This window comes from Parasalinivibrio latis (genome assembly GCF_036825535.1).
Lineage (GTDB): Bacteria > Pseudomonadota > Gammaproteobacteria > Enterobacterales > Vibrionaceae > Parasalinivibrio > Parasalinivibrio latis.
Genome location: NZ_CP098812.1, coordinates 1,505,836 through 1,522,479, shown reverse-complemented (window position 1 = coordinate 1,522,479; position 16,644 = coordinate 1,505,836). Strand labels below are relative to the sequence as shown.

The 16,644-nt window shown below is 47.1% G+C and carries 12 protein-coding genes; 6 read left to right on the top strand and 6 right to left on the bottom strand.

The genetic code is table 11. The features are described 5' to 3' along the window. The first annotated feature begins 61 nt into the window (after positions 1-61). From NF212_RS07295 to NF212_RS07280, 4 genes are all read left to right on the top strand, one after another. On the top strand, positions 62-1,333 hold the full coding sequence (locus NF212_RS07295; protein ID WP_434360178.1) for an HAAAP family serine/threonine permease: 1,272 nt from the start codon (positions 62-64) through the stop codon (positions 1,331-1,333). Between the two features lie 140 nt (positions 1,334-1,473). Further along, positions 1,474-2,835: an L-serine ammonia-lyase gene (locus tag NF212_RS07290; protein ID WP_434360176.1), complete on the top strand. Its 1,362-nt coding sequence runs from the start codon at positions 1,474-1,476 to the stop codon at positions 2,833-2,835. Positions 2,836-3,098: 263 nt separating this feature from the next. Beyond that, positions 3,099-4,406 (top strand): GGDEF domain-containing protein, encoded by a 1,308-nt coding sequence (locus NF212_RS07285; protein ID WP_434360174.1) that lies wholly within the window; start codon positions 3,099-3,101, stop codon positions 4,404-4,406. Next, the gene (locus NF212_RS07280; RefSeq protein ID WP_434360172.1) at positions 4,403-6,487 is read left to right on the top strand and encodes an EAL domain-containing protein; all 2,085 of its coding nucleotides are present in this window, start codon (positions 4,403-4,405) and stop codon (positions 6,485-6,487) included. Before NF212_RS07285 ends, NF212_RS07280 begins: the two co-directional genes overlap by 4 nt. A 68-nt stretch (positions 6,488-6,555) precedes the next feature. On the opposite strand, the gene NF212_RS07275 is transcribed toward NF212_RS07280, so the two are convergent. The 4 genes from NF212_RS07275 to NF212_RS07260 all read right to left on the bottom strand — a co-directional run bounded on the left by NF212_RS07275 (position 6,556) and on the right by NF212_RS07260 (position 11,237). Continuing rightward, positions 6,556-7,149 carry an acetate uptake transporter gene (locus NF212_RS07275; RefSeq protein ID WP_434360846.1) on the bottom strand — a complete coding sequence of 198 codons (594 nt, stop codon included), beginning with the start codon at positions 7,147-7,149 and terminating at the stop codon, positions 6,556-6,558. A 214-nt stretch (positions 7,150-7,363) separates the two neighbouring features. Next, on the bottom strand, positions 7,364-8,587 hold the full coding sequence (locus NF212_RS07270) for an L-lactate MFS transporter (protein WP_434360170.1): 1,224 nt from the start codon (positions 8,585-8,587) through the stop codon (positions 7,364-7,366). A gap of 306 nt (positions 8,588-8,893) precedes the next feature. After that, positions 8,894-9,616 carry an oxygen-insensitive NADPH nitroreductase gene (nfsA, locus tag NF212_RS07265; protein ID WP_434360168.1) on the bottom strand — a complete coding sequence of 241 codons (723 nt, stop codon included), beginning with the start codon at positions 9,614-9,616 and terminating at the stop codon, positions 8,894-8,896. A gap of 436 nt (positions 9,617-10,052) precedes the next feature. Continuing rightward, positions 10,053-11,237 carry an iron-containing alcohol dehydrogenase gene (locus tag NF212_RS07260; protein WP_434360166.1) on the bottom strand — a complete coding sequence of 395 codons (1,185 nt, stop codon included), beginning with the start codon at positions 11,235-11,237 and terminating at the stop codon, positions 10,053-10,055. 291 nt (positions 11,238-11,528) lie between these two features. Between NF212_RS07260 and NF212_RS07255 the strand changes: the two genes are divergently transcribed. Together NF212_RS07255 and NF212_RS07250 are read left to right on the top strand one after the other, a co-directional pair. Further along, a complete protein-coding gene (locus NF212_RS07255) occupies positions 11,529-11,792 on the top strand; it encodes a GrxA family glutaredoxin (protein WP_054673478.1) in 264 nt (87 codons plus the stop codon). Between the two features lie 292 nt (positions 11,793-12,084). After that, positions 12,085-13,770 carry an aspartate:alanine antiporter gene (locus NF212_RS07250; protein WP_434360164.1) on the top strand — a complete coding sequence of 562 codons (1,686 nt, stop codon included), beginning with the start codon at positions 12,085-12,087 and terminating at the stop codon, positions 13,768-13,770. A gap of 424 nt (positions 13,771-14,194) precedes the next feature. Here the strand turns inward: NF212_RS07250 and pgsA are convergent, their stop codons facing one another. After that, entirely contained in the window at positions 14,195-14,749 is a 555-nt protein-coding gene (gene pgsA, locus NF212_RS07245) for a CDP-diacylglycerol--glycerol-3-phosphate 3-phosphatidyltransferase (protein ID WP_434360162.1), read from the bottom strand. Between the two features lie 45 nt (positions 14,750-14,794). Then, positions 14,795-16,630, bottom strand: a complete 1,836-nt coding sequence (gene uvrC, locus NF212_RS07240; protein WP_434360160.1) for an excinuclease ABC subunit UvrC — start codon at positions 16,628-16,630, stop codon at positions 14,795-14,797. Positions 16,631-16,644 lie beyond the last annotated feature (14 nt).

The following is a 16,644-nucleotide window of genomic DNA, read 5'->3' as shown; positions in this document are numbered from 1 at the left end:
ATATTAAAATAACCAAAATTACGGCCGTTCCTGTTTCCCATAAGACTATAGGTAGTTAATAATGCAAAATAGTGCCGCTAAATCAGCAACTTCTGCTGCAGCGAGCCTCAAGTGGTCTGCTCAAGATACCACGTGGATGCTTTCCCTCTTCGGTACAGCAGTAGGTGCAGGCATCTTGTTCCTTCCAATCAATGCTGGTCTGAAAGGCTTCTGGCCTCTTGTTATCATGGCAGCATTGGTTGGCCCAATGACTTACTTGGCACACCGTGGCTTGGCACGTTTTGTACTTTCATCCTCTAAGCCGGGAAGTGATATTACTGAAGTAGTAGAAGAACACTTCGGTAAAACAGCAGGTAAACTCATTACACTGCTTTACTTCTTTGCCATTTACCCAATCGTTCTGATTTACGGCGTAGGTATTACCAACACCGTAGATTCTTTCATGGTTAACCAGCTGGGGATGGAATCAATCCCTCGTGGCATCCTCTCTATCGTTCTGATCCTCGGTATGATGTCTGTCATGCTGGCAGGTGAGAAGCTGATGCTGAAAGTCACCCAGTTCCTGGTTTACCCACTGGTAGGCATCCTGCTGTTCATGTCGCTGTACCTGATCCCAGACTGGAATACTTCAGCTCTGAGCCAAGTGCCATCAATCAGTGATTTTGCCATCACTATCTGGATTTCTATTCCGGTTCTGGTATTTGCCTTTAACCACAGCCCAGCAATTTCTGCATTCTCAATGGCACAGGTTCGTGACCATGGCAAACATGCTGAAGAGAAAGCGAACAAGATTCTGGCCCGCACTGCAATGATGCTGCTTGGCTTTGTCATGCTGTTCGTATTCTCTTGTGTACTGAGCCTCACTCCTGCTGACCTGCAGGCAGCAAAAAGCCAGAACATTGCAGTACTGTCTTATCTTGCTAACAAGCACGAAAGCCCGTTCATTTCTTACCTGGGCCCATTCGTTGCCTTCGTCGCAATTGTTTCTTCTTTCTTCGGCCACTACCTTGGAGCCCGTGAAGGTCTGAATGGCCTGATTATCAAGCACAAGCGCAGCCGTGGTGAAGAAATTAACATGAAGAAGATTGACACCTTTACTGTGGTGTTCATGATTCTGACGCTGTGGATTGTCTCCACTATCAACCCAAGTATCCTGGGTATGATCGAATCACTGGGTGGTCCAATTATCGCAACTATCCTGTTCATCATGCCGATGTATGCTATTAAGAAAGTACCTGCACTGAAGAAGTACGAAGGACGACTCAGCAACGTGTTCGTCACAGTGATGGGCCTGGTAGCAATTTCTGCCATCCTTTACGCTTTGTTCTTCTGATTTTTCAGGTAAAATCCACAACATAAAGAGCGGGGAGCATGTCCCTGCTCTTTTGTCTTTCGATCACCAAGGATGGGTGAAACCCAAACGCATTCTAACGATGCCGGGCAAAAATCCGGGTATCAAACAAGGTGACACCTATGATCAGTATCTTTGATATCTACAAAATTGGCGTTGGCCCTTCCAGTTCCCACACCGTTGGCCCAATGAAAGCAGGTAAAGCTTTTATTGATGACCTGCGAAGCATGGGTAAGCTGCGCGACATCACCAAGATCACCGTAGATGTCTACGGCTCACTGTCTCTGACAGGTAAAGGCCACCACACCGATATCGCCATTATCATGGGTCTGGCCGGTAACACACCGGAACATGTAGATATCGATGCGATCCCAGGATTTATTGCCCGTGTCGAAGAAACGGAGCGTCTTCCGGTTGGTATGCATTGCCACACAGTAGACTTCCCTCGTGATGGCGGCATGAATTTCCATACCGATAACCTCGCATTACATGAAAATGGTATGCAGATCCACGCGTGGATCGGGGATGAAGCTGCTTACTCGAAAACCTATTACTCTATTGGCGGTGGTTTCATCGTCGATGAAGAAAATTTCGGTAAGGAAGCAGAGCATGCTTTCACCGTACCGTATAACTTCGACACTGCAGATGAAATGCTCAAGCAATGTCTGGATAACGGCCTGTCCATCAGTGCTGTTGTGATGGCAAACCAGCGTGCAATGAATTCTGAAGATGAAATTCAGACTTATCTTGGCAACATCTGGAAAACCATGCATGAGTGCATGGAGCGAGGCATGAATACCGAGGGAATTCTCCCTGGTCCACTTCGCGTTCCACGCCGTGCAGCGGCCCTTCGCCAACAACTGCTTACTTCAGAGAAATACTCGACTGATCCGATGACTGCAGTAGATTGGGTCAACATGTTTGCCTTTGCTGTGAACGAAGAAAACGCAGCCGGAGGCCGCGTTGTTACCGCCCCGACTAACGGCGCTTGCGGTATTGTCCCGGCAGTGCTGGCTTACTATGACAAGTTCATTCAGCCAGTAGGCCCACGCGAATACACACGTTATTTCGCAGCGTCTGGAGCGATTGGCGGCCTGTTCAAAAAGAACGCCTCTATTTCCGGTGCTGAAGTGGGCTGCCAGGGTGAGGTTGGCGTAGCCTGCTCAATGGCAGCAGCGGGCCTGACAGAACTCATGGGCGGCAGTCCTCAGCAGGTTTGCATGGCGGCTGAAATCGCGATGGAGCACAACCTGGGACTGACTTGTGACCCGGTAGCTGGCCAGGTACAGGTACCATGTATCGAGCGTAACGGTATTGCCGCGGTTAAAGCCATCAACGCTTCTCGCATGGCACTCCGCCGCTCGTCTGAACCACGTGTTTCACTCGACAAGGTTATCGAAACCATGCTGGAAACGGGTAAAGATATGAATGCTAAGTATCGCGAAACGTCTCAGGGTGGCCTTGCAATCAAAGTGATTTGCTAAACATCTTTTGGAAAAAAACCGGCCATTGTGCCGGTTTTTTTATTGCTGAATAAGAGCAACTCACTACCACCTGACAATAAGTACAAACGATAAAAATTTTAACATATCACCATTTATGTTTTGCCCACGTTAATAAGCTGAACAGAACATGAACGGAGAGAAATTTCAGCACTTCTCATATCTCCTACCCTTATAAAAACCCATTCCAAATATGTAAAGATAGGAATAAAATCACTGGTCTTACCAAATTTAAAGAAGCCCGTATGAAGCGCTGGTTGATACAACATTTTAAGCAATGTGATTTATTCCGGTTTTTTAAAACCTTCTTTATTACGTTGTTCGCATTATCTGTTTTATACCAGGGCTACAACATCTATCGCATCGGTAAAGTAGAGAGCAAAATCAGCTATATTTATCGAGATTTATTCTCAACTAGCCGGCGGTTTGCTTCATTCTATAATAATTCAGATCAGATCTTTTTAAACAGCGGTCTGCACCAGAGAAATGGCGTGGATATTGTCGTTAATAAACCCGGTTACGTCCGTATACTATCGGTGGGTATCAATAAGCTGCGTTCTGAACTGGAGAATATCGCACCAGGTTCGGTGTGGACTATCGCCGTTCTTGAAAACCCCGCTGTCTATTCACACTTCTACCCTCTCCGGGCGTTTTACCAAGAAAAGCTCTCTTCATACGATGATAATGCTGTCATGAACCGAATTGTTGAAAAAGAGGGAATTAAAGATACCTACGCGTCATTTTACGGGTGCAACATCAAACTGACAGAGCCCTACCATGAAGAAGGTACCAATCAGCTAATTCGCACATTGTATTTCCCTATTTACAACAACAAGAAACTTAACGCGCTCTTGGCTGTAGATTTAAATGCAACACTTACAAGCAACATTGTTAATAATTACAACAAAGAGCACTACACCGTCATAACAGAAGGGAAATCACCCAATATTTTCCAAACAAAAATAAACCTTCCATGTGCAGTAAATGGCCCGATAGTTTTGGGTGTAAATTTTATTGTTATTGTAAAATGGATGTTGCTTCCATCCCTTATTTTATCAACAATTTTCTACCTGTACGGTGCTCAAAAGAACAACGAACGTAGATTTTTGCAGCGAGATAAAATGACTGGCTTTTATCGCCGTGATTATTATGAAAGCAAGTTGCGAAAAATGACCCGGTTTTCCCTTTTGCTTATCGATATTGATAACTTCAAACGAATCAATGATACCTATGGCCATAAAAAGGGCGATGATGTCATCCATCAAATTACTCAACGTATTGGACGGTGTATTCGAGCCGGAGATATGGCAATTCGCTGGGGTGGAGAAGAATTCGTTTGCTGCTTTGAAAATATGGATGCGCTTGCGCTCCTGGACAAAGCTGAATTGCTGAGAAAAGTGGTTGAGGAATCTCCTATTGCAGGTCTGACAGTTACCGTTTCAATCGGCGGGGTTCACGACACCAATACCACCTTCAGCAGTGCTTATAAACGTGCCGACGCTGCACTTTATGAGTCCAAACACAATGGGCGGAACCGGGTGACAATTGTATGACACGTTTTATTTTCGCTCCTGGTCAGGTTGAAAGATATAACCCCTACCAAGCATTTATCGTCTCCTGTGTGCTGACTGTCCTCAGCTTCTATGTCGCAGACTTCTCTACAGTCACCGTTTCCAACGTACAATTGCTCTCCATCAGCAGCGGCGTGATCGTAGCCGTCGCCTATGTATATGGAAATACCGGTGTTGTAGGCGCAAGCCTTGGACTGATTATGTACTACAGCGGGTTCAACTTTATCCCGAACGGTATTGGGTTTATTTATACGCTGACCCTGGTAGTCGGTCAGTTATTAGCCCTTTCGTTTTTCAATCGGTTTCGAGGTCACCCAAGCTCTTACAAGCTCTATTTCTGCTTTTGCGTTTTCGTAATACCCGGAATTTCTGCGATTACAATTTGCCTGCTGGCTTCAGAGCTATACCCTTTTGAGAAAGCCCTGAACCTGTTTCTGGTCGATTCTATTGGCGTTCTTTTAACTGCTCCACTAATTACTCTTTGTTTGCTTCTGGCACACCGGAACCGGCATATGATTATGCTGCTTTCCAACGAGATACGTAATTTCAAATCCGAACTTGGCTGCAAAATCTCCATCATCGTTTTGATTTTGTCGGTTCTGTTTTATGCGAGCCAGATTCTGCATCCTTACCTTACTTATTTGCTCTTGCTTCCACTAGCCATACTGGCTGTTTTCAAGATATCTGAACTTACCCAGATAATTTTGATCGTCACCGGCTACACCATGCTGATTCACAACTACAAAGGATTTGGCATCAATGAGTTGAACACCAAACTGACAGTTTTCTACATTTTTTCACTCATTGTTTATATTGTGCTGGAATACAAAATTAATCTCCGGCGCGAGATTGAAACCCACAAGCAGCATCTCTATTTCGACAATGCCAGCCACCTCGGTACTTTCCAAAAACTGGCAAAAGACACCGCCAACCTACGGGGTTTCTTGGTAGCCGCCATCGATCTATCAGCGATATTCAAGTACCCGACAGAGCGCCGAGAGCAAATCATACAGGCTATAGCGTGTGTCTTGAAGCGTGATACCTTCATGTATGAAAGCAGCTATATTCTTTATGATATCAACGCACTGGTCATTATATCAGAGTACAACATCCGCAGTATTTCTCGGCTCGAAAAGCTGCCTGACCAGGTAAACCGCTATCTGAAAGCCTGTAACCTGAATGTTGAATTTGGACGCATTTATTACTGCCACTGTCCGGAAGCCGGAATGCTCAGGCAGCGGGTCAATCTTTTACACCTCAATGCAAAATTGACCGATCCTCTGTCCAACGCGGTTCTGATCGACTGCGACAATACCAACTTTGATGACTATCTTGGCTTCTTCTACGACATGGATGAAGAGAACATCTCGATTCTCCATCAGCGGTATCAGTCATCATCGACAGAAGAAAATTATCGTTTTGAGATATTGTCCCGATTCTCCTACAAAGGCAGGTCTCTGGAAACTGAACGGGTTTTCCTCTATGCGAGAAAACTCAGTCGCCTTGAAGAGCTTGAAGGGAAAATAGTCTGCCGCACACTTAAACTGCTTTCCCAAATGTCACTTGCTAATGTGGGATACGCATCTATCAACTTTTCACCTGATTTCCTCACGCTGGACAGTGCTATAGAACGGCTGATTTCTGAAGCAGAACACTTAAAGGTACCCTTCGATAAGCTGTGTATTGAACTCGTGGAAACCGGCAGTATTGAAGATCCGGAAAAACTTGCAGATAACCTCTGTAAGTTGAAGATGCGAGGCGCTCGAATTGCGCTGGATGACTTTGGGAAAGGCCACGCTACTTATGAGCAGATACTGAATTTACCGATTGATATTGTGAAGATTGACGGTGGCGTTGTAAGAAATTGCCATGCTGATCCAATTCGCAGCGCTATTATCAGCAGCATCTGTGATATTGCCCGGCAGATGAATCTAAAGGTGGTAGCTGAATGTGTAGAGACTCAGGAAGAATACGCACATCTGTACAATGCCAGCGTCAATTATTTTCAAGGTTACCTGGTTCATCGCCCTGCCCCTCTGACCCCGGTCTGTTTAACGATGTAAAACAGCAGCATGCAAGCAAAAAAAAGCCCCGCCAAGAAATGGAGGGGCTTTTTTTAGAATCAGCAAAATTATGCCGCAACTGCTTTCGGTGCCATTTCCGGCTTCTTCTCGCCAACAGGCAGGACAGTGCGCCCATATTCTTCATTCAGCACTTGAGCCATTGCAAAATAGATTGCACTTGCACCACAAACAATGCCTTCAAAACCGGCAATAGTTCCGATAAATGCGCTGCCAGTAAAATCGCGGGCTGCAAGCAGGAAGAACAGAACAGTCAGACTGCCGAATACAAATTGCTTAGCAAAGCAATAACGCAGGGAGCCAACGAACATAAATGCGGTGAAAATTCCCCACATAGTCAGGTACCAACCCATAAAGGTATGAGGGCTTGGTTCCGCCCAACCCAGTTTAGGCATAACAAGCAGACCAACCAGAGTCAGCCAGAACAGACCGTAAGAAGTGAAGGCTGTGGTACCAAAAGTGTTACCTTTCTTGAATTCCATGATACCAACGATGACCTGAGCCAGGCCGCCGTAGAAAATGCCCATAGCCAGAATCATTGAATCAATTGGGAAAAATCCAGCGTTGTGGATGTTCAAGAGAACTGTGGTCATGCCGAAGCCCATCAGGCCGAGTGGCGCTGGGTTAGCCAGTTTTTGTTCCATCATGCACCTTAGAAAAAAGAAAATTAAAAGTAAAAAGGCGGCGCATTATGCTGAACTGGGCGAGCCAAGTAAACAGATACTGACATTCCGAATTAAATAGACACACTTTTTATCGTACTTTTTCATGTGCTCAACTTTTGCTCAACGTTTTCATAAAAAACGCGCACAAAAAACCCGGCACGAAGCCGGGTTTTCAGACATCACAAAATCGACGTTATGCCAAAGCTGGTTTCGCTAAGGTTGACTCTGTTACCGGTTTGGTCACGGCAGACAGGACAATGGCAACACCCAGCATCACAGCACAGATCATATATGCCACAGAGTAAGTACCGGTCATGTCCACTGCCACAGCGGCAACAACCGGGCCGATAAAGCCACTGATACCCCATGCGGTATACAGCACACCATAGTTGGCACCGTAGTTTTTCAGGCCGTAATATTCAGCCGTAATTGATGGGAACACAGCAAGCAATGTACCGTAACCCACACCGGCCATTGCCGCACCAACCATAAGCGTAAACTCACCGTCATACCCGGCGAACATTGCCATGTTTACCGCCTGCATGATGAATGCCAGCATCAGGGTTTTCACACCGCCAATCTTATCGGACAGGATACCCGCAGCAATTCGTCCACCCGAGTTAAATACTGACAGGATCACAACCAGAAATGCGGCCTGAGTAATGTTTGCCTGTTGTGCAGCAATTGAGGTGATATTCCCGATGATCATCAGGCCGGCAGAAGATGCCAGTGCATACATCGCCCACAGAGAATAAAACTGTGGAGTTTTCAGCATACCGCGCCAGTCCATGCTCACCGGAGTGCTATCGGTTTTAGCTTTATAGCCAGCCGGTGCTTCAGGCACATATCCCTCTGGCGGATTACTGATCGTACAGGCCAGCGGTACCGCAATGACCAGGATGCCTACGCCCAGAATCATAAAGCTGTTGTTAATTCCGTACTCAGCGATCAGGCTTGATGTCAGCGGTGCAAGATATACCGCCGCCAGGCCGAAACCCGCTGCAATCAGACCATTTACCAGGCCTTTCTTCGATGGGTGGAACCACTTCATCGCCGAAGGAGCCAGGCACGCATATCCAAAGCCAATGCCAACTCCGGTCAGGATACCGAACGTTAGGATCAGCACAATTGGTGATGTTGCAAAACTGGATACGATCATACCCAGACCTACCATTACGGTGCCCAGAATCAGTACCTTACGCGGTCCCATACGATCCTGTACAACACCGGCGACAAGCAGGGACAGAGAGAAACAGATCACTGCAACGGTGTATGGCATTGAAGCATCCGCATTTGACCAGCCTTGTTCAACCACCAGCGCTTGCTTGAAAACACTCCATGCATACAGGATACCCATACACAGGTTAATACAGAAACCGGCAGCTAAAATGCGGGCAGCTTTATTAAGTTTAATCATTGGCTAACTCAATACTTTGAACGAAATGTGACTGCCTGGATTCCGACTGTACGAATACTGGCAGTTTATTAATTGAATTCGTGAACCGGGATTACCGGTTGCAAAAGCGCGCGGAGTCTAGCAACTTGCGTGATGCCGATCAAAGCAAAGCAGCACTTCCTTACAATTAAGACAAATTACATATCAGAACTGTCATAAACAGCAGTTTTCTTTCATTTAGAAGGGGGATATTGAAAAGAATAAGTAAAGAATGGAGTTCTCAATTTGGCGGGAAAACAAAACCTCCCGCCGGATAGGGACAGCAAATCAAAGAATATTGAACCCTTTGCTCTTAAGGAATGTTTTCATAAACGGACGAGCCTCTTTTGACAGCGTCTCGCCAATTTGTTCACTCCAGCTCATGTCTTTGTTGCCACCGGTGCGAGTGAGGTAGTACTCACGTACATCACGGTCATAATCTGCCAGTTCTATAGTATCCAACTCCTGGTAACTGTCAGTATGAAGCAAGATTGAAACAGGAAGACGGGGTTTAATTTCCGGGTTTTGCGCAGGATACCCAAGGCACATACCAAACAGCGGCACAACCTGTTGTGGCAACTCAAGAAGTTCAGATACCTTGTCCGGGTTATTGCGAATACCACCTATATAGACACCGCCCAACCCCATCGATTCTGCCGCCACCATGGCATTTTGCGCCATAAGTGCAGTATCAACTGCACCAATAAGGGTCTGTTCTGTGTAACCGACACGGGCATCAGGTTTGATTGCCAAATGGCGGTTGAAATCCGCACACCAAACCAGAAATTCAGCAGCTTCCTCAACGTAGGCTTGGTTTCCGGCAAGTGAGGCCAGTTTCGCACGCTTATTACTGTCGGTGATACGAATCACTGAAGTGCATTGAATAAAGCTGGAAGACGATGCTGCCCGGGCACAATCCAGAATCTTAGCAAGCTGTTCTGTGGAAATGGGCTCGTCGGAAAATTTACGAATAGAGCGATGGCTGAGTAAAGTATCTATGACCTGATTCATCCCTTGATTCTCCTGTTTATATGACCCTTTATTCTATTCCGTCATAGAAAAGGCGGGACATGTTTGTTTATCCATAGAAAATATTAACGATCTCTCGTTGGTTACTCAGGTTTTATCGTATGGCTTGTAAGTTGGCAACCTGTATACCCAAACCACCTCAAGATGCAGTTTTCAGCGAGAGTTGATTGGCTGTCAGTCAAGGCGCTGTTTTGACGATCTAGTGGTTCTAAATCAAGAAACAGCAACGCAGAATGAGAGCCAATCAAACTCGCCCTTCGGGAGTGTTTCAGTGCATCCACTTCTGTGTCAAATACCTTTGAAAGGGAGAAGCCATTCCTTCAGGTATTTTCCTTGAATTGAACGCACTGAAATCACTCTGAATCACGCACCTTGAGGTGGGTTGGGTATATAAGCAGGTTGCCTGTCACTCTTTAGTCTAATGGCTTTCTTCCAGATCAATTGAAATTTCAGCATCTGTACATACCCGCTCCAGAATATGTACCAAACGTTCTCTGTTCAGCGGAAGCGGATTACCTTTAATAGAGCTGGATTTAAGTGCATCCTCTGCCACTTCGCCAAACATGGTATTACACAGTCCAAAATCGCACAGGCCCGGTAACTCAAGTCGACGCAGAGTTCGTTTAACCCAACGGATACCATCAATAATTTCTGCATTCATGCGACCGGTCAGCAGACAGGCAAGCTGGCGATAGCGGTTTAATACATCAATTCGCCCTGCTTCACGTGCCGCAAAGACGTTCTCTTGCATCACATAAGGTGCAAGCTGAGCGGTAATAATGCCGTGCCCGACCGGCAAACGTCCCCCCAGCGCAGCAGCCAGGCCGTGTGCCGCACCAAGCTTGCCGTTCGACATAGCCATCCCACCGAGCATTGCAGCAAATGCCATATCCGAGCGGGCACGCGGCTCATCATCCTCGCAGGCTGGCAGTATGGCTGAAGCCAACCGGCGTATGCCCTCTTCGCATACCATATCGGTGAGCGGGTTCGGATCACTGCAAACATAAGACTCCATCAGGTGCGTAAATGCATCCATGGCCGCATATCCCGACAGTGCCCTGTCGGTACCGTAAGTGAGTGTCGGGTCAACAATCGCCATGGTGGGAAGCAATTCCGGACTCCGGATAGCTGCTTTCATATTTTCCTGTGCGGATTTCAATACTGCATTACGGGTTACTTCTGAGCCGGTTCCGGCTGTTGTTGGAATGGCAATAAAAGGAAGAGGCTTGGCACTCAGCGGTAGTGCCCTACCCACAATTTCTATATAGTCGTAAACGCTGCCTTGGTTTGGAATCAAGGCCGAAAGCGCCTTTCCAGTATCAATGACACTGCCGCCCCCAATCGCTATCACCATATCCGGCTTGAACTGGCGCCCCGTCGCCGCCATCTCTTCAATCATTGCAATTAAAGGTTCGCCATGAACAGCGACTTGTTGATACCGGATGTTCTGCAATTTGAAATAGCTGATGATGGGTTGAGCCCGCTCATCGTTTTTTCCAGTCACCAGCAGCGCACTGTATCCGTACTGGTTAAAAAGGCTCAGCGAATTCATAAGTGCACCTTCGCCGAATACGATTCTCGTCGCCGTCATAAACTGGAACATAACTACTCCTTGTCGTAAAAACATCTATAGAAGGTAACTTGTAAGATCCGGCTTTTCACCGCTTTGATTCAGCACAGGTTTATTCCACTCTGAAAAGGTGCAGTGCCAATCTGCGCACTCTGTCACGCACCGTACAACCAAGGAATGCTTACAAATAAAGACCGAATTTCCCTATCGCAAAATTCAACGCCAATCAATAGATGGAACCTATCATAACAAGAGGCCTTCCCCTCTTTTCTCGTTGTCGTGATTCAGGCATAGTTGTCACCAACAAGAACGAAGGAGAATTTTATGTTTGTCGTGATTTTTGGTCGCCCAGGTTGCCCATTCTGTGTTCGTGCAAAGGAACTGGCTGAAAAGCTCCAGGCTGAGCGTGACGATTTCAACTACCGCTACGTAGATATTCACGCGGAAGGCATCAGCAAAGCTGACCTTGAAAAAACAGTCGGTAAGCCCGTTGAAACCGTTCCACAAATCTTCGTTGATCAACAACACATTGGTGGTTGCACAGATTTCGAAGCGTATGCAAAAGAAAACCTCGGCCTGTTCAACTAATTTGAACTGGTAAATTTCCTGAGAAGCGCAGCAATTTGCTGCGCTTTTTGTATATGCCGACAGGACTCATTCTTTGGGATAGAAGACTTTTAACCCGTATGTGTTACCGACAGATAAGGTCGATGGAAATCGTCCTATCCTTTGTCTCCCCTCTCTCCCAGACGAAAATTTTTGTCATTGGATACTGAACCAGCAGTTGAGCGAATTCCCAGCAAGTTTTACATTACATCGAGCTGCAAACCGCTATAATGTGCCATCTATTCGTGACCTGCCAAAAGCCAAATAACTTACCGTGAACATTGATGTTGTAGACCTGCTGCACCAAAACGATATCCTGTTGCTTTTCGTCACCCTTGCTATCGGTCTGACTCTCGGAAAAATCCGGATTGGTACCATGCAATTCGGTAATTCAATCGGTGTGCTGTTAACCGCCCTCTTACTGGGCAACGCCGGGTTTTCTTTCTCTCCAGACGCTCTCAGTATTGGCTTTATGCTATTTATTTTTTGCGTTGGTATCGAAGCAGGCCCGAATTTCTTCGGCATTTTCTTCCGCGATGGTAAGTCTTACCTCGTCCTGGCACTGACCGTTTTAATAACGGCGGTTGTGCTGACATTGGTTTTTGCAAAACACCTTCATATCGACTTCGGCATCGCCACAGGCATGATGGCGGGTGCGCTCACAGCGACACCGGTTCTGGTTGGCGCAAAGGACGCTCTGTCGAGCGGTTTATCCAGCGATAAATTTGATCCAAATGCCATCGCCCATATTATCGACAACCTGAGCGTCGGCTATGCCATGTCATACCTTGTTGGCCTGGTCAGCCTTATTATGCTGGCAAAACTGCTGCCTAAGCTGCAAAAGCAGAATCTGGAGCACTCCGCCCAGCAAATTGCATTGGAACGCGGCCTCGGCTCGTCTTCCCAGCGCAAGGTCTACCTTCCGATTATTCGTGCCTACCGTGTGGGCCCGGAACTGATTAAGTGGATTGACGGCCGTAACCTTCGTGAACTGGGTATTTACCGCCAAACCGGTTGTTATATCGAGCGCATTCGCCGAAATGGCATCCTGGCAAACCCGGATGGTGATGCTATCTTGCAGGAAGGCGATGAAATCGCGCTGGTAGGCTACCCAGACAGCCATGCCCGCCTTGACCCAAGTTTCCGTAACGGCAAGGAAGTGTTCGACCGCGACCTGCTTGACCTGCGCATCGCAGACGAAGAGATTGTTGTAAAAAATGACAGCATCGTAGGCAAACGCCTGTCCGATCTTAACCTGTCCGAATACGGCTGTTTTCTTAACCGTGTGGTACGCGCACAGATCGAAATGCCGTTGGACCACAACATCTTCATTGCCAAAGGTGACGTCCTCCAGGTAAGTGGTGAACGCAGCCGTGTAATGGGTCTTGCTGAACGAATCGGTTTCGTATCCATTCACAGCCAGATTGCAGATTTGCTGGCATTCTGCTGCTTCTTCATCCTGGGCTCCGCGCTTGGCATGATCACCATGACCTTCGGGCATGTGACATTTGGCCTGGGTAATGCTGCTGGCCTTCTTATCTCCGGTATCACACTGGGTTTCCTGCGTGCCAACCACCCAACGTTTGGTTATGTCCCGCAAGGCGCGCTGAATATGATTAAAGACCTTGGCCTGATGACCTTTATGGTTGGTGTTGGCCTGAGTGCGGGTGGGAACCTTTGGGAGCATCTGGCACAAATGGGTTTGAAGATCGTATTTGCCAGCTTCTGCGTAAGTGTTATCCCGGTTATCGTCGCTTACCTGGTAGGTGCCTACATCCTGAAAATGAACCGGGCTCTGCTATTCGGCGCCATTGTCGGTGCCCGCACCTGCGCCCCGGCAATGGATATGATCACCGAATATGCCCGAAGCACTATCCCGGCGCTGGGTTATGCAGGTACCTATGCCATTGCAAACATATTGCTTACTTTGGCAGGAACTTTGTTGATAATACTTTCCTAAGCAATCAGAAAACCGGCTCCGGCCGGTTTTTTATTTCCTTAAATACAATTAGTTATGGTTGGAATGCAATCTTTCCAATTCTATTAAAGCCACTTTTTCTTCAATATTAAAAGATTATCCACGAGCCTAAACCGGCCGTCCAAAGACTGTTAAATTAGCATGCATTCAGTGCGTTCAGTCCAAGTAAATAAATGCTTTTCACCGTCACCTCATCCCGTTTTCTTTCCAATGCAGAAACTTCAATAGCCGAAAATCCCCCAGTATCATTAGAGAAAGCAGGGGCAGACAGGCATGACGCCAGTCTTACTGGACACTGAATAGATGGAAAACGGTAGTTTTCCTTGTTGGTGCATAACATCCTGGCATCAAAAAGCCGCTGAATTCAGCGGCTTTTTATCGAACGTATGGACTTATTTGGCGAGTATTACTCTTCGTCAGATAACAGGTCATCTTTTGCTGCGAGCAGGTATTGGTACATGGACCAATACGTCAGTGCTGTCGCCACATAAAGCAACACGTAACCCGCCAGAATAATTTCACCGTTAGGACGCCACAACAGCAGCGTCAATGCCAGCATCTGGGTTGCCGTTTTAAATTTACCTACCCAGGAAACCGCGACAGAAGCGCGTTTACCCAGTTCAGCCATCCACTCACGCAGCGCAGAAATAATGACTTCCCGGGCAATCATGGTCGCTGCAGGAATGGTAATCCAGATTGAATGGTAATGTTCAGCAATCAACACCAGGGCGATGGCAACCATCACCTTGTCGGCAACAGGATCCAAAAATGCGCCGAATCGCGTAGTTTGACCCAGCGTTCTTGCCAGGTAGCCATCCAGCCAGTCGGTAAATCCGGCAATTACAAACAGTAACGCAGTAACAAAAGGCGCCCAACTGTATGGAAGATAGAATGCAACGACAAAGAATGGAATGAGCGCGACGCGCAGCAGCGTCAGTATTGTTGGTATATTCAGGCGCATAGGATTTCGCTGGTAAATTTACAACAGGGCTATGTTGCCCCAAGCTCATGACTGTTGCAATGAAGAATGGATTTTCTCGGCCAATGTTTTGCTGATTCCAGGAACTTTGGCTATTTCTTCTACACTTGCACGTTTAAGTTCTTGCATTCCCCCAAGATATTTAAGGATTGCCTGCCTACGTTTTGGCCCAACCCCCTCAATTTCCTGAAGGACACTTTGCTGTCTGGCTTTGGCTCTCTTCTGCCGATGCCCACCAATTGCATGATTATGGCTTTCGTCCCGGATATGTTGGATAAGGTGCAGTGCAGGTGCATCTGATGGCAGTATGAAGCTATCGCCATCTACTTTAATCAAGGTTTCGAGGCCGGGTTTACGGCTTGTACCCTTCGCGACTCCCAACAGAAGCGTCTGTTTAGGCCAATCAGCCATCAGCGGACGCATTACACTCCATGCACGGTTCAACTGCCCTTTACCACCATCAATAAAGATAATATCAGGGATTTTCTCTTCATCCAGTTGCTTACCATAGCGTTTTTCTAAGGCCTGTGCCATTGCTGCGTAATCATCACCTCCCGTTATCCCAGAAATGTTATACCGCCTGTATTCGGGTTTAACTGGCCCGTCCCTGTTAAACACCACACAGGATGCAACAGTCTGCTCCCCCATTGTGTGGGAGATATCAAAACACTCCATTCGCTGGATCTGCTCCAGGTTCAATGCTTCGCAGAGAGCATCAAAACGTTGATGTATCGTCATCCTGTGATTGATCTTGCTGGTAAGTGCTGACAAAGCATTGGTCTGCGCCAACTTAAGAAAACGGGCTCTCGTACCACGCGGCTTGCACTGGATCTGAATTTTACGCCCAGCAAGTTCACTCAGGGTCTCACTGAGAAGCTGAGATTCTTCACCCAGATCAACACCAGCCAAAATAACACTTGGCAGCGTGCGTCCATGCTCCTGTTGGAGGTAATACTGGCCCAGGAAACCGGAAACCAACTCCGCTGGCTGTGTGTCAGCAGGCATTTTGGGGAAGTAGCTGCGACTGCCCAATACCTTTCCCTGTCGCAGGAACAGGACATGAATACAGGCGACGCCACTTTCAACAGCAACCCCTACAACATCCAGATCATCCTGGCTGTCGTAAGAAACGAACTGTTGTTCCTGTACTCGCCGCAAAGCCTGAATTTGATCACGGTATTCTGCCGCTTTTTCAAAGAGCAACTCTGCACTGGCTTTTTCCATTTTTTCCACCAGAACAGCAATTACCTGACGGTCTTTGCCTTGTAGAAACATCCGGGCATGGTTTACCAACTCAGCATATTCTTCTTGTGAAACATGCCCTTCAACACACGGCGCTGAGCAGCGGCCAATCTGGAACATAAGACAAGGCCGGGTTCTGTTGGCGTAGACTGAATCTTCACACTGACGAACAGGGAATATTCGCTGTAGCAGGTGCAAACTTTGACGCACCGCACCGGAATCAGGGTATGGCCCGAAGTACTCACCCTTTCGACGTTTCGCACCCCTGTGCATACTCAGTCTCGGGTGCTCATGGCTGCTAAGCAGAATGAATGGATAGGATTTATCATCCCGGAGCAGAACGTTATAACGCGGTAGGTATTTCTTGATGAGGTTATGTTCAAGAATCAGAGCTTCGGTTTCTGTATGCGTAACCGTCACCTCTACCGAGGCTATTTGGCGGACCAAAGCCCGCGTTTTTTCACCAGGTACATTGACCCGGAAATAGCTTGAAAGGCGCTTTTTAAGTTCTTTAGCCTTACCGACGTAAATGACCTCACCTTCGGCATCTTTCATACGGTAAACGCCAGGCTGGTGAGGGACTGTTTTTAGGAAACTTTTGGGTTCAAATGAATCAGGCACAACGACAGATTTTC